Annotated in this window: 20 protein-coding genes and 1 tRNA gene; 14 read left to right on the top strand and 7 right to left on the bottom strand. The window is 62.3% G+C overall.

Going from position 1 to position 16553, the window contains the following annotated elements:
• Positions 1–95: 95 nt before the first annotated feature.
• The 4 genes from NKH98_RS05185 to NKH98_RS05170 all read right to left on the bottom strand — a co-directional run bounded on the left by NKH98_RS05185 (position 96) and on the right by NKH98_RS05170 (position 1767).
• Positions 96–278 (bottom strand): hypothetical protein, encoded by a 183-nt coding sequence (locus tag NKH98_RS05185; protein ID WP_352896988.1) that lies wholly within the window; start codon positions 276–278, stop codon positions 96–98.
• Positions 278–466, bottom strand: a complete 189-nt coding sequence (locus tag NKH98_RS05180; RefSeq protein ID WP_292657372.1) for a DUF3606 domain-containing protein — start codon at positions 464–466, stop codon at positions 278–280. Before NKH98_RS05180 ends, NKH98_RS05185 begins: the two co-directional genes overlap by 1 nt.
• Before the next feature lie 230 nt (positions 467–696).
• Positions 697–927 carry a hypothetical protein gene (locus NKH98_RS05175; RefSeq protein WP_254816847.1) on the bottom strand — a complete coding sequence of 77 codons (231 nt, stop codon included), beginning with the start codon at positions 925–927 and terminating at the stop codon, positions 697–699.
• 405 nt (positions 928–1332) lie between these two features.
• On the bottom strand, positions 1333–1767 hold the full coding sequence (locus tag NKH98_RS05170; RefSeq protein WP_254816848.1) for a DUF3597 domain-containing protein: 435 nt from the start codon (positions 1765–1767) through the stop codon (positions 1333–1335).
• A gap of 320 nt (positions 1768–2087) precedes the next feature.
• On the opposite strand from NKH98_RS05170, the gene NKH98_RS05165 reads away from it, so the two are divergent.
• From NKH98_RS05165 to NKH98_RS05150, 4 genes are all read left to right on the top strand, one after another.
• A complete protein-coding gene (locus NKH98_RS05165) occupies positions 2088–2372 on the top strand; it encodes a hypothetical protein (protein WP_352799850.1) in 285 nt (94 codons plus the stop codon).
• A gap of 105 nt (positions 2373–2477) precedes the next feature.
• Positions 2478–3086, top strand: coding sequence for a YdeI/OmpD-associated family protein (locus NKH98_RS05160; RefSeq protein ID WP_352896986.1), 609 nt, complete (start codon positions 2478–2480; stop codon positions 3084–3086).
• A 454-nt stretch (positions 3087–3540) separates the two neighbouring features.
• Entirely contained in the window at positions 3541–3813 is a 273-nt protein-coding gene (locus NKH98_RS05155) for a hypothetical protein (RefSeq protein ID WP_254816851.1), read from the top strand.
• Between the two features lie 268 nt (positions 3814–4081).
• The gene (locus tag NKH98_RS05150; protein WP_254816852.1) at positions 4082–4489 is read left to right on the top strand and encodes a heme-copper oxidase family protein; all 408 of its coding nucleotides are present in this window, start codon (positions 4082–4084) and stop codon (positions 4487–4489) included.
• Between the two features lie 543 nt (positions 4490–5032).
• On the opposite strand, the gene NKH98_RS05145 is transcribed toward NKH98_RS05150, so the two are convergent.
• On the bottom strand, positions 5033–5242 hold the full coding sequence (locus NKH98_RS05145) for a hypothetical protein (RefSeq protein WP_254816855.1): 210 nt from the start codon (positions 5240–5242) through the stop codon (positions 5033–5035).
• Positions 5243–5607: 365 nt separating this feature from the next.
• Between NKH98_RS05145 and NKH98_RS05140 the strand changes: the two genes are divergently transcribed.
• Positions 5608–6324 (top strand): pentapeptide repeat-containing protein, encoded by a 717-nt coding sequence (locus tag NKH98_RS05140; RefSeq protein WP_352896984.1) that lies wholly within the window; start codon positions 5608–5610, stop codon positions 6322–6324.
• A gap of 754 nt (positions 6325–7078) precedes the next feature.
• Here NKH98_RS05140 and NKH98_RS05135 read toward each other — a convergent pair.
• Positions 7079–7168 (bottom strand) — tRNA-Ser (locus NKH98_RS05135).
• Positions 7169–7594: 426 nt separating this feature from the next.
• On the opposite strand from NKH98_RS05135, the gene NKH98_RS05130 reads away from it, so the two are divergent.
• From NKH98_RS05130 to NKH98_RS05120, 3 genes are all read left to right on the top strand, one after another.
• Positions 7595–7918 carry a hypothetical protein gene (locus NKH98_RS05130; RefSeq protein ID WP_352802167.1) on the top strand — a complete coding sequence of 108 codons (324 nt, stop codon included), beginning with the start codon at positions 7595–7597 and terminating at the stop codon, positions 7916–7918.
• Positions 7919–7986: 68 nt separating this feature from the next.
• Entirely contained in the window at positions 7987–8649 is a 663-nt protein-coding gene (msrA, locus tag NKH98_RS05125; RefSeq protein WP_352896982.1) for a peptide-methionine (S)-S-oxide reductase MsrA, read from the top strand.
• A gap of 214 nt (positions 8650–8863) precedes the next feature.
• On the top strand, positions 8864–9853 hold the full coding sequence (locus NKH98_RS05120; RefSeq protein ID WP_254816859.1) for a BMP family lipoprotein: 990 nt from the start codon (positions 8864–8866) through the stop codon (positions 9851–9853).
• 65 nt (positions 9854–9918) lie between these two features.
• Here NKH98_RS05120 and NKH98_RS05115 read toward each other — a convergent pair whose 3' ends face one another.
• Positions 9919–10140 (bottom strand): SlyX family protein, encoded by a 222-nt coding sequence (locus tag NKH98_RS05115; protein ID WP_352896981.1) that lies wholly within the window; start codon positions 10138–10140, stop codon positions 9919–9921.
• A gap of 178 nt (positions 10141–10318) precedes the next feature.
• Between NKH98_RS05115 and NKH98_RS05110 the strand changes: the two genes are divergently transcribed.
• The 6 genes from NKH98_RS05110 to deoA are packed head-to-tail and all read left to right on the top strand — an operon-like array spanning position 10319 to position 16493.
• Positions 10319–11851, top strand: a complete 1533-nt coding sequence (locus NKH98_RS05110) for an ABC transporter ATP-binding protein (RefSeq protein WP_352896980.1) — start codon at positions 10319–10321, stop codon at positions 11849–11851.
• Positions 11848–12987, top strand: coding sequence for an ABC transporter permease (locus NKH98_RS05105; RefSeq protein ID WP_352509890.1), 1140 nt, complete (start codon positions 11848–11850; stop codon positions 12985–12987). Before NKH98_RS05110 ends, NKH98_RS05105 begins: the two co-directional genes overlap by 4 nt.
• A gap of 1 nt (position 12988) precedes the next feature.
• Complete coding sequence (locus NKH98_RS05100) at positions 12989–13960, top strand: ABC transporter permease (protein ID WP_254816863.1); 972 nt, start codon at positions 12989–12991, stop codon at positions 13958–13960.
• Between the two features lie 6 nt (positions 13961–13966).
• Positions 13967–14359, top strand: coding sequence for a cytidine deaminase (gene cdd / locus NKH98_RS05095; protein ID WP_023675315.1), 393 nt, complete (start codon positions 13967–13969; stop codon positions 14357–14359).
• Complete coding sequence (locus tag NKH98_RS05090; protein WP_352647706.1) at positions 14356–15174, top strand: purine-nucleoside phosphorylase; 819 nt, start codon at positions 14356–14358, stop codon at positions 15172–15174. The genes cdd and NKH98_RS05090 overlap by 4 nt, the downstream gene beginning before the upstream one ends.
• Complete coding sequence (gene deoA, locus NKH98_RS05085) at positions 15174–16493, top strand: thymidine phosphorylase (protein ID WP_352896978.1); 1320 nt, start codon at positions 15174–15176, stop codon at positions 16491–16493. Before NKH98_RS05090 ends, deoA begins: the two co-directional genes overlap by 1 nt.
• The last annotated feature ends 60 nt before the right edge of the window (positions 16494–16553 follow it).

Below are 16553 nucleotides of genomic sequence, written 5' to 3'. Positions count from 1 at the left end.
GCGATAGCGGAAGGGATAGGCCGAATTTGTTAGAAAACCGATAAGCTGCAGGATTGCGGCCACAACCCTGTGCCGCGTCCAACCGGCTCGGCGGCTCAGCCCTCGGCCTTGAAGTTCTTGGCTTCCTTCTCGACCTTCTGGCTGTCCTTGCCGTGTTTGCGCATCAGATCCTTCGCCTGCTTCGGCGAAACGTCGGTGGTTTCGGCCAGGCGCAGAGCCTCCTTTTCGTCCGGATCGCGCGTCTTGCGGTCGGCCATTGCGGTTTTCTTGTCAGCCATTACGACGCTCTTATGCTTTCGGCGATTTCGTTCAGCACCTTGCGGTCGGTGCCGTGGCGCTTGATCAGCGTGCGTGCCTGATCCGGGGTAATGCCCGCTTCCTCGGCGAAGTGACGTACCTCGTAGTCTTCGCCGCCCGCCACTCGTGAGCGGTCGCGACTGTCGGTCTTGGTTTTGTCGTCGGCCATGGCAGCTCTCCTCATCTCGACGAGAGCATAACGGGCAAGATTTCAGCGAGTTCCTTCGAGCGTGCCGCCCAATACCGCCTTCGGGCATGACCCGGCATGAGCAGCGGTTTTGTTCAAAGCAGGGGCTTCGTGCCAGGCCGGCCTTCATGCACAAACAGGCTGGCCTCTTTGGCGCTGCCAACCGCCCGCCACTGCTCCTGGGCGCAGCCTGATGTTCGTTCCAGATTGTTTTATTGGGACCGATGGTCGAACACGACGCCCATGGTCCTACCAACGGCCGTCATGACGATAAGCTCGACCAGATCGTCGTCACTGTTGCCGCAGGCCGGGGCCGTCCTGCGAACGATGTCCAGCATCGCCCTCGTCGATATGGTGTCGCCGGCACCGAACCGTGAAAGCGCAGATGAAACAAGCTCTTGGGCCGTCAAGTCGGCGACAGTCACCCTCTGCACCACGTTCATCGGCTTCCTCCCACCATGAACTCTCTCCGGGGAGAATGATACGCCGAACGTCGCGTTTCGCCAGCAAAATGGTGGTCCTACCAGCGCGTGGGCAGCGACCGAAATCGTCGGTTTTGCGGGAGGCAGTCCGGGCGGGAGGTGGCAGCGCTTTTGTGCCATGCGACTTCGCCATAGGCCCAATCCCGGCGGCCGGGATCGGTCTCAATTTTATTTACCGGCAGTCTGATGCTTGGCAGTGTGGTCTGCTCGGTTGCGGCCGAAAGCCAGCGCAGCAAGAACCACGGTGCGGGCAGGACTGGAACGGTTCGTCGTTTCCCGCAAACGCCGAATCGGTCTGTCTTTTTTGTGACGCAACTCCGGCCGGAACCGTTCACAGGTTTTCCTGGAATTGCTTGTCTTGTGACTCTAGGCGGCCAGATCGCTCGGAAGCTTGCCGCCATTCTCGGCCAGCTTTTTCATCAGTGCGTCGTGCAGCCACAGATTCATCGTTACAGTGTCGTTCATATCGCCGGTGTAGTTCAGCTCGTGGGCAAGCTCCTTGCGGGCGCCAAGGCTGCTGTCGATATTCAGGGCCTTCATCAGGTCGACGATCGAATTCTTCCAGTTGAGCTTCTGCCCCTTCGCGGCCACGGCCTTGTCGAGAATGGCAGCGATGTCCGGGGCAGAGGACAGCGCGGCCGGCGCGGCCGGAGCCGGGGTTGCAGCCGGGGCGGATCGGGTAGGCGCCGTCGGCTGGGTGGCCGTGCTCGAAGCAGGCGCGGGAGACGGTTGCGCCGGCGGCGCTTCGGCCGCAACCGCGTTTCCGAAAATCGCACCTTTGATACTGTCGAAAATGCCCATTGCTATCTCCTGTGTTGGCTCGACGGTGTGTTGCCTTGACGGTCGGTGAGGCGACCGTTGCCGAATGCCGCATTGAGCGCCCTGGTTGTACCGGACCACGAACGCAACGCAGGGGCAACTCAAAAGTGGCTAAAGGGTAAAGGCTTGGTTGCATTGGGGAATCGGCCCAGTGATCCGGCCCGAGAGTAGAATAGGTCGGATCGCGGTCCGACAAATCGTCACGCGCAGTAGGCGAGGGAATGGTGCCAGCCAGTTTTGCTGACGCAGACTAGAAAAATCATCTAGATTCGTGTTCGCAATTCGCTGAGAGGAACGAAGCCATGACAGCAGTCGTCGCATCTGACAGGCTCGAACGTTCGCCGGTTTGGGCAGTGGACGATCCGTCGGTCAAATGGGCCGGCGCTTTCGCGGTTTACGGCGGGCACGGCACCACCCAGTCCCCGGTCATTGTCTACGAGATCGAGTCCGGCAAGCGGCTCGGCTGGCACAGCGACGCCACCGAAGAGACGCGTTCTTTGCGGCGGCGATGTTCATGCAGACATTCGACGGCGTCATGCTGCCGCCGGAAATCCCATGTCCTCGGCACGCCCAATCGTGCGGGCTGAATGCGTGCCGGCGGGAATCAACAGGCCTGCGGATATCGGACTTGGAGCTGATATGAGGGCGCGGTTCGGCGTCGTTACGCGCCTGGGTCACCGGCGGATCGGCTGATGGCGCCCGTGAAGGTTGACCCCGCCAAGGTGCGCGAGTTCAGGGATGCCGAAAGCTTCCATGCCTGGCTTGGCGAGCATCACGACAGCGAGGACGAAGTCTGGATCAAGATCCATAAGCTCGATTCGGGGCTGCCGTCGATCACGCCGAAGCAAGCCATCGACGTGGCGTTGTGCTGGGGCTGGATCGACGCGGTGCGCAAGGCGTTCGACGGCAAAAGCTATCTGCAGCGCTACACCCCGCGCGGCAAGAAGAGCACCTGGAGCCAGATCAATGTCGACAATGTCGCCCGGCTGATCGAGGAGGGCCGGATGACCGAGCACGGGCTGAGGCAGGTCGATGCGGCCAAGGCCGACGGCCGCTGGGCGCGCGCCTACAAGAGCGGCAAGGAGATGAAGATCCCCGACGACCTCCAAGCGGCAATAGACGCCGAGCCCAGGGCAAAAGAGATGCTGGCAAAGCTCAGCGGGCAAAACCGCTTCGCGCTCGCCTTCCGCATCCACAACATGAAGACCGAAGCCGGGCGCAAGAAGAAGATCGCGGCGTTCGTGGCGATGCTGAAGCGCGGCGAGACCATCTATCCGCAACGAAATCGCGATTGTGGATGAACATTTGGCCGCGTTTGTGTGCTGCGTCTTGTGCTTGTCCCTTGCGGCGACTCCCAAAATGCGGCCGGCTCAGGCCCATCTCCGATCCTGGCGATGTCGCAGACGATTGTTTTCGACGAGCGTCGCCCGGCACTTCGACACCATCTCTCATTCGTTTAGTGGATGCAGGAAAAAGTCTCGTCCTCACAGTCGGCATAGTATATTAGCAGGCGCTGTTATGAGGTTTTTGCCCGTTCAGGAACCGACTGGCACGTGGGCCGTGTTTGATGCGACCGTGGACGTGCCTGCGGATTTCGCTGGCAGTTGCCTTATCGGCTTGCCGCGGCAGCGGGCGGAGTGGCTCGCAGCAAGAGCCAATCGAGATGCTGCAAAAGGCACTTCGATTTGCCGGTTGTCAGCTGCCGGACCGGCACAAGCCGCGGTTCTTAGACTTAGACCGATCGGAGAGATTTCGATGATGCACGAAAGGGAAATGGCGGCTGCTTTGGCAGCCAGGAACCAGGAAGCGGATATTCGTGGTGTCTTCGACATCACCAACAAAACCGATGCGCCAATTGGCTCTCGCCGATTGGGCGAGGCTATCCACTTTGTCGCCAATGCACCTATCGTTGGCTATGATGTTCACGCCGCCGTCATCAGATATGGCCCACTCGGAACCCCCAGCCTCAGAGCTACAGATTGCGCGCAGCTGTGGGAGAAGTTCGGCGAGGCCTTGCTGGAACACTGACGGGCAGGCCTTTGGCGCGTATGGCACCACGATTGTGCAGGACTTCCTTAGTGAGAACGACATGGAAGCCTGGCGGGTGATATTGCAATTAAATTAGGGTGAGCGCATATTTTTTGCCGGCTGGACTCGCAACCGGCCAGGCCCGGCGGCCGGCTGCCGACGGGCCGTCAGGCCGGCGGCAAATGGTGCCGCCGGCCCGACGGTCCCCTTGGCAAGATCGCCGGAACCAGGGCATGATGCGGCGGCAAAACGGGTTTGGGGGAATGACATGCCTAAGGTTTCGGAGCTTTTTTTCAAGACAGCCATCGTCTTTCTTATTCTGGGAATTGCAGCTGGCCTGCAGATGGCAATTTCAGGCGATCACGGCGCGTTTCCGGCTCACGCGCACATCAACCTGCTGGGGTGGGTCACCAGTGCAATATTCGGCGGCTATTATGCGCTGAACCCGGCGAAGGCTGCCCGCAGGACGGCGATGATCCACTACGGCGTCTACAATCTCGGCCTGGTCGTGATGCTGCCGGCGCTTTACCTGATGCTGCAGGGAAATCCGGCGCTCGAGCCGATCGTCGCCACCGGCTCGATGATTGTCGCTGTCGCCGTGCTGATCTTTGCCTTCGTGGTTTTCTCCGCCGAAACAGAGCGCTCAGTCTCGGGAATACCAGCGGTCCCGCGGTAGACGGGGCGGCGATAGTGCCGAGCCTATCAATGCCCGTGCTTCTGGTGAAGCGCGGGCAGATTGGTTGTAGGCTGATCTGAGGCAAGAGTGCGGCGAGATCAAAGCCGCTCAGTAGCCTTCGCGCGCCCCTCTGCCTGCCATGCTGCTTATCGCGGCCTTCATTTTGGCGTTGTGCCTGCGTCCCTAGGAAGGTGAAAATATCGACACTTCTTGGATCTTCGCCGAAATGACTGCCTTGTGCTTTTGGGGCGCGACGCCCAGCGAGCGCAGGTGCGATGTTGATGCAGCCTTGTTGTTGGCGACGCAGCATGACGAGGTCATCGTCAAACGACGGTAGAGCGCGCGGACCTACTGTTGCGCGAGCCGGTCCCCGAGCGTGTTTGCTTCGGCAAATCTTGCCAGCGATTGTTCGACTTTCTGCGCCGAGGCGTCTGTGCGCTTGATGTGCCGTATCATTTGCTGCCTCAGCAGCGCGAGCCTTGCGACGCGATATTCGTCGCCGTATCTCGCAGTTTCAAGGTGGAGGGTCGCGAGCATCATGGGTCAATTCTTCCGATCGATCTTCGTCATGCGTTCCCGGGCCTCAATCACGCGTTTTTGCTCAGACCGTATGCGGTCGCACAACGCGAGATTGACGGCGACACAGCCATCGTTCAACAACAGTTCATTCGCACGCTTCAGCGAGCGCTCGGCCCGTTTAACGCGCAGCCTGGCATTGGCCAGTTCGAAGCTAAAAATATCAATCATCATCATACCGCTTCGTTTGCGGTCCCTTCGATTGTTAACCGGCGTCGATCCCATTTGTTCCGACTGCACGCGGCGCAGCGCCAGGAAGGAGCTTGTCTTTCGCCCGTGCTGGGCCGTTCGCGATGGCGGGGCATGTTAGGTGGGCGGGCTGGTGCAAGGCGAAGGTGTGAAGGCCTGGCCCGTAATCACGTTCTGTTCACTCTGGCTAATGTAAGCTGGCCGCCTAGAATTCGCCGCGAAGGTGTTTGACGCGGAGCTTCACACTAGGCTTGACCCACTGCGCCGCGAGCACAGCCATGTGGTCACCGTGGCTCGAGTGTCAGCAGATGTGGTAAGGTTGAGTGTCGGCGAGTGGCAGAGGTCCAGCAACAATGACTTTGAGACGAACCAGAGCTTACGGCGCATCCGGCCTGGTTCTAGCGGTTTGCACTGTGTTTGCTTGGCAGAACGCCGCTGCCGCTCAAAATTGCGACGCAGCCGCGACGCCTGGCGTCAATTGGCAAGAGTGTGACAAGAAGCTTCTCATCCTAGAAGGACAGGACCTGAGCGGGGCGAACCTGTTCGGTGTTGATTTCACTTCGACCGACCTCAGGAACAGCAATCTCGTTGCCGCAAATCTTGAGAAGGCAACGCTTGTGCGTGCTTCCCTGGCCGACTCGACCGCCAAAGGCGCCCGGTTCGACAGAATCGAGGCCTACAGGACCGACTTCAGCCGTATGGACGCGCAGGGCGCTGTGTTTGCGAGCGCGGAAATGCAGCGCTCGAATTTCCAGGACGCCAATCTGACCAATGTTGATTTCACAAAGGCAGAATTGGGGCGTGCGCACTTCCATGACGCCGATATCAGCGGCAGCCGCTTTTCGTTTGCCAATCTCGCGCGGGCGGACTTCCGAGGAGCGACGTTCACCGCGCCGATAGACTTTGACCGCGCCTTTTTCTTTCTGACCCGTATCGAGGGCCTCGACCTTTCCAATTCGCTGGGTCTGTCCCAGTGGCAGATCAACATGGCTTGCGGAGACGCCCGGACCGAGTTGCCTTCTGGCCTGACGAGGCCTGAAGATTGGCCCTGTCAATTCCAGCAGGAATAGTTGTCGGCAAGCGAGCTGCGGCAATGCTGCACCCGAGAGGATTCGAACCTGTAACTTTGTGCCGCGGGCATGCCCATTAAGGTCGAAGCCACCACCCGAGACGGCGAACTCCGGATATCCCTGTCTAATGCCGGAGAGCCCATTCCGCACGAGACAATGCAGGGGATCAGCATTAAGGAATATAATCCTCCCGTCGCGGCGAGCCCCTTCAACGGAGAATCGCCATGACTCGAAAGACCCTCGCCGACACTCTGTCCGCCCGCGAAACCATCTATGTCAATTGTGCGCACCCGATGTGCTGCAAATCGACGAAACTTGACATCCAGGCGCTGATTGACAGGCTCGGCAATGACCACGGCTCGATGCATGACGACTTGGTCGGGCTCTTTGTCTGCTCAAATTGCGAGGCTGCCGGCCGTGACCGACCTTCTTCGCATGCATTCCTGACTACGAAGGCCATCAGCGGGCGCGCAATCGCGACTGGAAGCCAACTTTCGAACGAAGGGGCTGAAAGTGGCCGGCGCCGCTTGGGGGGCGTTGGGGTAGATTGCCTGTAGGCGCCGGCGGGGCGGATTGGGGTCCGCAGACGCGAATCCTGGGGGCTGCCCTGCGGTTTTTCCGGACACTCCGATTCCCAAGCAAAGTCAACAAAGGGGCGGCGGCATGGTGGCCGAGCTTCATCGTTTGCGGACGTTAGGAACGGAATGGCCGCAACTCACAAAGCCAAACAATAACGGACGCTTAAGTGGGTATCTGGCGGAGAGAGCGGGATTCGAACCCGCGTTACGGTTTCCCGTAAACACACTTTCCAGGCGTGCGCCTTCAACCACTCGGCCACCTCTCCGTCTTTAGCATTTTCGACGCGGCCGGTTTCGCCGCGCGGGTTGGGGAGATGCATCTCCTTTGGGATTCCGGACCGGAATTCCGGCCGTGGGCGCCGTCGACCAGCGGATACCCTTTCCCCGCACCTGAGCCGTCAAAGCAACAGGCGCGGGGCTCATCTAGTCGATCCGGTGCCGAATGCCAAGACATAACGATAGTCTATTCGCTTTGCCGGATACGGATGCTCACCCCATGTTACCGGAGCACCCGTAGGGAGCCTATCGAAAGGGGCGGCCGAGGTGTGCTCGCCGTCCGGCGCGCCGCCGGTTCCGGCGAACCGGCGGTCGCGGGTTCAACTTCGCGTGTCGCGATTGCAGGCGAAGCAAGTAGATCCTATCTAACAGTCCGATACGACATTCTGATAATCTCCTGGGGAGGAAGGGTCTGGATGTTCCGCTTCATCTTTCGTCTCGCTGCAATGGTCGCGCTGTCGGTTTCGGTCATCATGGCCGTGCTCGATGCGACCCGGTCGGTGGCGGCTTCGGCGCTGGTGATGACACCGCTTAATTCCAGCTGGCTCGCGGTCTCGCCGGATACGCGCAGCGCCTTCGAAAGCTTCGTCCGCGACAAGGTCAATCCGCTGCTGTGGGACGGCGCCATCGCCTGGGTGCTCAGCCAGCCCGGCTTCGCCGTGTTCGCGGTGCTGGCGTTCATTCTTTACGCCATCGGCTACAGGCGGCAGCGCCCCAGCGGGCGGTTCGCCGCGACCTGACATTTCCAGCCTGACCCGGTGTTCCCGTGCCGGGGAAGGCTCAACCAAGAAGAAAAGGAAACCGCACTATGTTTCTCAGCGACATGCTGAACAAGAAGCTCAACCTGCCGAAGCCCTCCGAGGCGCTGCCCGGCCGCGACCGGCCGATCCCGACCGCATCGAAGCACTTTGTCTCGAACCGCCCGCTCAAGGGCCCTTATCCCGAAGGGATGGAAACGGCGATGTTCGGGCTGGGTTGCTTCTGGGGCGCCGAGCGCCTGTTCTGGCAGGTCGAGGGCGTTTGGGTCACGGCGGCCGGCTATGCCGGCGGCATCACGCCCAACCCGACCTATCAGGAAACCTGCACCGGCCTCACAGGCCATGCCGAAGTCGTGCTCGTCGTCTACGATCCCAAGATCGTGTCCTATGCCGAGCTTTTGAAGCTGTTCTGGGAAAGCCACGACCCGACGCAAGGCATGCGCCAGGGCAATGATGTCGGCACCACCTACCGCTCGGCGATCTATACGTTCAATGACGCGCAGTACCAGGCGGCACTCGCCTCGCGCGATGCCTACGAGGCTTCGCTGCGCGGTGCCGGACGCGGCAAGATCACCACCGAGATCGCACCGGCGCCGGAATTCTACTTCGCCGAGGAAGACCACCAGCAATATCTGGCGAAGAACCCCTACGGCTATTGCGGCCTGCGGGGAACCGGCGTCTCCTGCGCCATTCCGGCCGCCGTCTCCGCCTGATTTATGCCCCTGACGCAAGGAATATGCTGGGGCGCCGCGATGCGGCGCCGTGCTTTTCCAAAGGGTCAAAATTCCACGTGAATTTTGTTTCGGGCCGTGCCAGATTGACCGGAAGCGGGAGGAAGACACTCCTGCCTGACGCTGCATGCCTGCCGGAGAACCGGGCCGGCATGCGGTGCATAATGGACAAATAACCGACAGGGGTGTGGATCACATGAAACGTATCGTTCTCGGCCTTATGGCCGCAGCTGCAATGGTTCTTCCGGCCTTCGCCGCGGACATTCAACCCGCGATCCTCTATGATCTCGGCGGCAAGTTCGACAAGTCGTTCAACGAAGCGTCCTTCAACGGCGCCGAAAAGTTCAAGACCGAGACCGGCATCCCCTATGTGGAATTCGAGGTCAGCAACGCCACCCAGCGCGAGCAGGCGCTGCGCCGCTTCGCCGAGGACGGCCGCAATCCGATCGTCATGGCTGGCTTCTCCTGGGCCGACGCGCTTGACAAGATCGCCACCGAGTTCCCCGACACCAAATTCGCCATCATCGACATGGTCGTCGACAAGCCCAATGTCCGCTCCCTGGTCTATAAGGAGCAGGAAGGCTCGTACCTCGTCGGCGTGATGGCGGCGATGGCTTCCAAGACCAAGAAGGTCGGCTTCGTGGGCGGCATGGATATTCCGTTGATCCGCAGGTTCGGCTGCGGCTATGTCGGCGGCGCCAAGGCGGCCGGCGCCACCGACGTCATCCAGAACATGACCGGCGATACGCCGGCAGCCTGGAACGATCCGGCCAAGGGCGGCGAGATCGCCAAGACGCAGATCGACCAGGGCGCCGACGTAATCTACGCAGCGGCTGGCGGCACCGGTGTCGGCGTGCTGCAGGCAGCGGCCGACGCCGGCAAGCTCGGCATCGGCGTCGATTCCAACCAGAACGGCCTGCAGCCCGGCAAGGTGTTGACCTCCATGGTCAAGCGCGTCGACGTTGCCGTCTACAACACCTTCATGGATGCCAAGAACGGCAAGTTCACGGCCGGCGTCAACGATCTCGGCCTCAAGGAAGGCGGCGTCGACTACGCCATGGACGACAACAACAAGGCGCTTGTCGACGACGCGATGAAGGCAGCGGTCGAAAAGGCCAAGGCCGACATCATCGCCGGCACCATCAAGGTGCACGACTACATGTCGGACAATGCCTGCCCGTATTGATTGATCGACATTGCAGACTGACGAGCCGCCGGGTGAAAGCCCGGCGGTTTTGCACTGTCAGCCGCTCACCAGTGCGGCGGCTCGGTCACCGGCACGTCGGGTGCGGCCTGTTCCTCCAGCGCCAGGAAGCGCTCGGCCAGCGCATCGAGCTTGCGCTGCATGCGCTCGATCACCTTCCACTGCTCGGCGATCTGGCCTGACAATTCCTCGATGGTCTTCTCCTGCTCGGCGGCGCGGATTTCCAGCGTCGTCAGCCGGTGGTCGGGCATGTCGTCGGGCATGGTCATCTCACATCCTCGATCAGGCGATTGTGCAGGCTGCGGCCACGTTGGAAATTGACAAGCATGGCGGGATTTGTCGAGAGTGAACCCTGCTCCGGGCAATTGGCATAGACCCAATTGGCACAGACTGGGCGTCATGCTAGGCGTTTGACCAAGCGGTAAAAAAACAGTGGGAACAGGCTGCATGGCGCAAGCCGCAATCGAGCTGATCGGCATCGACAAGAGGTTTGGCGCCGTGCGCGCCAACCGCGACATCAATCTGGAGATTATGCGCGGCACCATCCATGGCATCGTCGGTGAGAACGGCGCCGGCAAGTCGACGCTGATGTCGATCCTCTATGGTTTCTACCAGGCCGATTCCGGCGAAATCCGTGTCGGCGGCCAGCCGGCATCGATCAAGACACCGAATGATGCGATCGCGCTCGGCATCGGCATGGTGCATCAGCATTTCATGCTGGTCGACAATTTCTCGGTCCTGGAAAACGTCATTCTCGGCGCCGAAAGCGATGCACTGCTGAAGAAGAGCATCGCCAAGGCGCGTTCCGAGCTGGAACGGCTCGAGCGCGAATACGGGCTCGAAGTCGATCCCGACGCCGTCATCGAGGAGTTGCCGGTCGGCCTGCAGCAACGCGTCGAAATCCTCAAGGCGCTCTATCGCGGCGCCGAAATCCTGATCCTCGACGAGCCGACGGGCGTGCTGACGCCGGCCGAGGCCGACCATCTGTTCCGCATCCTCAGGCAGCTGAAGGAGCAGGGCAAGACGATCGTGCTGATCACCCACAAGCTGCGCGAGATCATGGCGATCACCGACACCGTCTCGGTGATGCGCCAGGGCACGATGGTGGCGACACGCGAAACCAGGAAGACCACGGTCGAGGAACTGGCGGAGCTGATGGTCGGCCGGCGCGTGCTGCTGCGCGTCGAGAAGGGCGAGGCGAAGGCCGGCGGCGTCAAGCTCGCGGTCAAGAACCTGACGGTCAAGGATTCCCGCGGCGTCACCATGGTCGACGACGTCTCCTTCGACGTCCATGCCGGCGAGATCGTCGGCATTGCCGGCGTCGCCGGCAACGGGCAGTCCGAATTGCTCGAGGCGATTTCCGGCATCAGGCATGCCGTTTCGGGCTCGGTCATGCTCGACGGCAAGCCGATCGACCTCACCGGCGCCGCCGACCCTGGCGAGCTGCGCGAGCGCGGCCTTGCTCATGTGCCGGAGGATCGCCATCACGTCGGGCTGGTGCTGGCCTTCGAGGAGAACGAGAATTCGATCCTCGGCTACCAGGACGACGAGCGCTATCTGAAGGGGCCGTTTCTCGACATCGACGCCATCCGTGACGATGCCCGGGACAAGATCGTCAAATATGACATCCGCCCGGCGGACTGCCGCCTCAAGACCGCCAATTTCTCCGGCGGCAACCAGCAGAAGATCGTGCTGGCGCGGGAAATGGAACAAGATCCCGGCGTGTTGATCGTCGGCCAGCCGACGCGCGGCGTCGATGTCGGCGCCATCGAATTCATCCACAAGCGCCTCATCGCCATGCGCGACCAGGGCAAGGCGGTGCTGGTGGTTTCGGTCGAACTCGACGAGATCCGCTCGCTGTCCGACCGCATCCTGGTGATGTTTGCCGGCCGCATCGTCGGCGAACGCGGCCCCGACGCGACCGAGGGCGAGCTCGGCCTGCTGATGGCCGGCGTCGAGCAGCGCGAGGCGGCGGAATGAGCACTCCCTATGCCAAGCTCCCGGCCTGGGCCGACTACGTGCTGATCCCGCTGATCAATCTGTTCGTCGCCTTCGTCGTTGCCGGCTTCGTTGTCATATTGGTCGGTGAGAACCCGTTGCGCGCGGCTGTCATCCTGGTCGAGGGCGCCTTCGGTCGCGGCCAAGGCATCGCGTTCACGCTTTTCTATGCCACCACCTTCATCTTCAGCGGGCTTTCGGTGGCGGTTGCGGCGCATTGCGGCCTGTTCAACATCGGTGGCGAGGGCCAGGGCTATATCGCCGGTCTCGGTATCGGCATCGTTTGCCTGGCCTTCGACAGCGTGCTGCCCTGGTGGCTGACCTTCCCGATTGCCATTATCGCCGCCGCGGCGATGGGCGCGCTGTGGGCGCTGATCCCGGCCTATCTGCAGGCCAAGCGCGGCTCGCACATCGTCATAACCACCATCATGTTCAACTTCATCGCCGCCAGCGTCATGGTCTATGCGCTGGTGGGGATGCTGAAGCCGCCCGGCTCGATGGCGCCGCAGACGCGCACCTTCCTCGAAGGCGCGCAATTGCCGAAGCTCAACTGGGTCATCGAATTGTTCGGCGCCAAAATCCGTTCGGCGCCATTCAACGTCAGTTCCCTGCTGGCGCTAGCCATGGCCTTTCTGGTGTGGGTGCTGATCTGGCGCACGAAGCTCGGCTACGAGATGCGCACCTATGGCCACAGCCCGAAAGCGGCGCGTTATGCCGGGATTTCGGAAATACGCATCATCATCATTGCGATGATGATCTCGGGCGCGCTGGCCGGCATGATGGCGCTCAACCCGACGATGGGCGACCAGCACAATGTCGCGCTCGAATTCGTTTCGGGCGCCGGTTTCGTCGGCATCGCGGTGGCGCTGATGGGTCGCCTGCACCCGGTCGGCATCGTGCTGGCGGCGATCCTGTTCGGCATGCTCTACCAGGGGGGCGCCGAACTCGCCTTCGAAATGCCGGCGATCAGCCGCGACATGATCGTCATCATCCAGGGCCTCGTCATCCTGTTCGCCGGCGCGCTCGAGCATATGTTCCGGCCCTATGTCCAGGCGTTGTTCGCCTCGCTCAGCCCGAAATCGGTCGGCATGGAAGCGGTCAAAGGGAAGGGCGCCTGAGATGGATTTCTTCAACGCCATCGTACAAGTCCTGGACTCGACCATCCGCCTTTCGGTCCCCTTGCTGCTCGCCTGCCTCGCCGGCCTCTATTCGGAGCGGGCCGGCGTCTTCGACATCGGGCTCGAGGGCAAGATGCTTGTCGGCGCCTTCGCCGGTGCGGCCGCCGCCTCGGTCTTCCACTCGGCCTATATCGGCCTCGGCATGGCCATCCTCATCTCGGTTGCCTTCGCGCTGATCCACGGCTTTGCCTCGATCACCCATCGCGGCAACCAGATCGTTTCCGGCGTCGCGATCAATTTCATTGCCGCCGGATCGACGATCATGCTCGGCCAGGCCTGGTTCCAGCAAGGCGGGCGCACGCCGGCGCTGGCTGCCGGCGAGCGCTTCGAAGCAATCATCTGGCCAGGCGCGGATGCGCTCAGGGGCGTTCCGATTCTCGGGCCGATCTATTCGGAACTCATCTCCGGCCATTCCGTGCTGGTCTATCTCGCCTTCCTGGCCGTGCCGTTCACCTGGTGGGTGCTGTTTCGCACCCGCTTCGGGCTCCGCCTGCGCGCTGTCGGCGAGAACCCGGCGGCCGTCGACACCGCCGGCATCTCGGTCGCCTGGTTGCGCTATCGGGCGCTGATTTGCACCGGCGTGCTCACCGGCATTGCCGGCGCCTATCTGTCGATGGTGCAGAATGGCGGCTTCGTGAAGGACATGACCGCCGGCAAGGGCTACATCGCGCTGGCCGCGCTGATCTTCGCCAAATGGAAACCGGTCAACGCCATGTTCGCCTGCCTGCTGTTCGGCTTCCTCGATGCCGCGTCGATCCGCCTGCAAGGCACGCCGCTGCCGCTGATCGGCAAGGTGCCGGTGCAATTCATGCAGGCGCTGCCCTATGTGCTGACCGTCATCCTGCTTGCCGGCTTCATCGGCAAGGCAATCCCGCCGCGCGCCGGCGGCGTGCCTTATGTCAAGGAACGCTAATATATCATGGCTCATGATCTGTTCGAAGCGGCGAAAGCCGCCATGGCCAAGGCCTATGCGCCCTATTCGAAATTTCCGGTCGGGGCGGCGTTGCGCACCGAGGACGGCCGTGTCTTCACCGGCGCCAATGTCGAGATCGCGTCCTATCCAGAGGGCTGGTGCGCCGAAACCACCGCGCTCGGCCACTACGTCATGGGCGGCGGCGGCAAGATCACGGAAATCGCCGTGATCGCCGAACGCGTGGCAAAATGCTCGCCCTGCGGCGGCTGCCGGCAGCGGCTGGCCGAATTCTGCCGGCCGGAAACGAAGTTCTATCTCTGCGATGACAGCGGCGTGGTCGAGACCGTGACCATGGGCGAGTTGTTGCCATACGGGTTTGAAGGCGATGTGCTGAAATGAAGGAAGCGCTCGATCACCTCGTCGAAAGGCTGGATGGGCTGGCGCCGACCACCGCCTTGGTGCTGGGGTCAGGGCTTGGCGGGCTCGTCGACCAGGTCGAGGATGCGGTGCGCATCTCCTACGCCGACTTGCCGGGGTTTCCCCGAAGCGGCGTCAGCGGCCATGCCGGCGAGGTGGTGGCGGGGCTCTTTGCCGGCACGCCGGTGCTGATGCTGTCCGGCCGCGCACACTATTACGAGCACGGCAACGCAGCGGCAATGCGGCCGGCGCTGGAAGTGCTCGCCGGCCTCGGCATCTCCAGGCTGATCCTCACCAACGCCGCCGGTTCGGTCGATCCCGGGATGGGTCCGGGCTCGGTAATGCTGATCACCGACCATATCAATTTCTCGGGGTCCAACCCGCTGATCGGCGAACCGAGCGACCGCCGTTTCGTCGGCCTGACCGAAGCCTATGACGCCGGTCTCCGCTCCGCCATCGAGCGGGCGGCGAAGGCGACCGGTACCATGCTGCACAAGGGCGTCTATATGTGGTTCTCCGGCCCATGCTTCGAGACGCCCGCCGAGATCCGCATGGCGCGCGTCATGGGCGCCAACGCGGTCGGCATGTCGACGGTGCCGGAGGTCATTCTCGCGCGCTTCCTCGGGCTGCGCGTCGCCGCGTGTTCGGTCGTGACCAACCTTGCCGCTGGCATGACCGGAGCCGAGCTGTCGCACCAGGAGACCAAGGACATGGCGCCGGTCGGCGGTGCGCGGCTGGCGACCATCCTGCAGCGTGTTTTTCAGGACGGGCTTCCGGAGCACAGGGTCGACGCCTGATGCTTCCCCAGGAAATCATCCGCCGCAAGCGCGACGGGCAGAAGCTGTCGGCTGAGGAGATCGCGTTCTTCATCGAGGGCTTGGCCGCCGGCACCGTTACCGACGCACAGGTCGGTGCCCTCGCCATGGCAGTATTCTTAAACGGCATGAGCCGCGACGAGGCGGTGGCGCTGACTACGGCGATGCGCGATTCCGGCGATGTGCTCGACTGGTCGGATCTGCCCGGCCCGGTCACCGACAAGCATTCGACGGGCGGCGTCGGCGACAATGTCTCCTTGATGCTGGCGCCGATCGTCGCTGCCTGCGGCGCCTATGTGCCGATGATTTCCGGCAGGGGTCTGGGCCATACCGGCGGCACGCTGGACAAGATGGATGCCATCCCCGGCTATATCAGCCAGCCGGATGTTGCGCGCTTCCGCAGGACCGTGCTCGAAACCGGCTGCGCCATCATCGGCCAGACCGCAGACCTCGCACCCGCCGACGCCAGGCTCTACGCGATCCGCGATGTGACGGGAACGGTCGAATCGGTGCCGCTGATCACCGCCTCGATCCTGTCGAAGAAGCTGGCGGCCGGCCTTGGTTCGCTGGTGCTCGACGTCAAGGTCGGCAACGGCGCCTTCATGGAGAAATCGCGCGACGCAACCGCGCTGGCCAACAGCCTGGTCGAGGTCGCCAATGGCGCCGGCCTGAAGGCATCGGCGCTGGTCACCGGCATGAACGAGCCGCTGGCCTCCGCCGCCGGCAATGCGGTCGAGGTCCGCAACGCCGTCGATTTTCTCACCGGCCGCTTTCGCGACCGGCGGCTGGAGGACTTGACGCTGGCGCTGGCCGCCGAGATGTTGCAATCGGCAGGCCTGGTGTCGTCCAACCAGGACGGCCTGCGCCGCGCCGCCGAGACGCTGGCCGGCGGCCACGCCGCTTCCATCTTCGCGCGCATGGTGGCGGCACTGGGTGGTCCCGCCGACTTTGTCGAAAATCCGGAAAAATATCTGCCGAAAGCGGCAACTGAATTCGCGGTCAAGGCGAGCGCGAACGGCTTTGTCTCCGGCATCGCGACGCGCGAGATCGGGCTTGCCGTGGTCGGGCTTGGCGGCGGGCGGACGCGGCCCGACGACAGGATCGATCACGCCGTCGGCATCACCAGGCTGTTGCCGGTCGGCGCCGAAGTGCGGGCCGGCGAAGCGCTCGCACTGGTCCATGCCCGCAATACCGGGGATGCCGAAGCGGCCGCGGCCGTCGTGCTTTCGGCCTATATGATCGGCCCTTCCAAACCGCCCACGGAGAAAACCGTCATCCGGCGGATCCTGCCGCGCGGATAGAGCCCATTCCGATGGTATCGGATCGGCTCTATCTTTCTTTGGACCATGATCTTGTCCGAC

Source organism: Mesorhizobium sp. M0833 (assembly GCF_040319905.1).
Taxonomy (GTDB): domain Bacteria; phylum Pseudomonadota; class Alphaproteobacteria; order Rhizobiales; family Rhizobiaceae; genus Mesorhizobium.
Note: the sequence above shows the minus strand (reverse complement) of the source record. Positions and strands in the feature narration are given on the sequence as shown.

Coding starts and splice junctions, on each gene's coding strand:
- NKH98_RS05185 (WP_352896988.1), bottom strand. CDS start 278: ATGGCTGACAAGAAAACCGCAATGGCCGACCGCAAGACGCGCGATCCG.
- NKH98_RS05180 (WP_292657372.1), bottom strand. CDS start 466: ATGGCCGACGACAAAACCAAGACCGACAGTCGCGACCGCTCACGAGTG.
- NKH98_RS05175 (WP_254816847.1), bottom strand. CDS start 927: ATGAACGTGGTGCAGAGGGTGACTGTCGCCGACTTGACGGCCCAAGAG.
- NKH98_RS05170 (WP_254816848.1), bottom strand. CDS start 1,767: ATGGGCATTTTCGACAGTATCAAAGGTGCGATTTTCGGAAACGCGGTT.
- NKH98_RS05165 (WP_352799850.1), top strand. CDS start 2,088: ATGACAGCAGTCGTCGCATCTGACAGGCTCGAACGTTCGCCGGTTTGG.
- NKH98_RS05160 (WP_352896986.1), top strand. CDS start 2,478: ATGGCGCCCGTGAAGGTTGACCCCGCCAAGGTGCGCGAGTTCAGGGAT.
- NKH98_RS05155 (WP_254816851.1), top strand. CDS start 3,541: ATGATGCACGAAAGGGAAATGGCGGCTGCTTTGGCAGCCAGGAACCAG.
- NKH98_RS05150 (WP_254816852.1), top strand. CDS start 4,082: ATGCCTAAGGTTTCGGAGCTTTTTTTCAAGACAGCCATCGTCTTTCTT.
- NKH98_RS05145 (WP_254816855.1), bottom strand. CDS start 5,242: ATGATGATGATTGATATTTTTAGCTTCGAACTGGCCAATGCCAGGCTG.
- NKH98_RS05140 (WP_352896984.1), top strand. CDS start 5,608: ATGACTTTGAGACGAACCAGAGCTTACGGCGCATCCGGCCTGGTTCTA.
- NKH98_RS05130 (WP_352802167.1), top strand. CDS start 7,595: ATGTTCCGCTTCATCTTTCGTCTCGCTGCAATGGTCGCGCTGTCGGTT.
- msrA (WP_352896982.1), top strand. CDS start 7,987: ATGTTTCTCAGCGACATGCTGAACAAGAAGCTCAACCTGCCGAAGCCC.
- NKH98_RS05120 (WP_254816859.1), top strand. CDS start 8,864: ATGAAACGTATCGTTCTCGGCCTTATGGCCGCAGCTGCAATGGTTCTT.
- NKH98_RS05115 (WP_352896981.1), bottom strand. CDS start 10,140: ATGACCATGCCCGACGACATGCCCGACCACCGGCTGACGACGCTGGAA.
- NKH98_RS05110 (WP_352896980.1), top strand. CDS start 10,319: ATGGCGCAAGCCGCAATCGAGCTGATCGGCATCGACAAGAGGTTTGGC.
- NKH98_RS05105 (WP_352509890.1), top strand. CDS start 11,848: ATGAGCACTCCCTATGCCAAGCTCCCGGCCTGGGCCGACTACGTGCTG.
- NKH98_RS05100 (WP_254816863.1), top strand. CDS start 12,989: ATGGATTTCTTCAACGCCATCGTACAAGTCCTGGACTCGACCATCCGC.
- cdd (WP_023675315.1), top strand. CDS start 13,967: ATGGCTCATGATCTGTTCGAAGCGGCGAAAGCCGCCATGGCCAAGGCC.
- NKH98_RS05090 (WP_352647706.1), top strand. CDS start 14,356: ATGAAGGAAGCGCTCGATCACCTCGTCGAAAGGCTGGATGGGCTGGCG.
- deoA (WP_352896978.1), top strand. CDS start 15,174: ATGCTTCCCCAGGAAATCATCCGCCGCAAGCGCGACGGGCAGAAGCTG.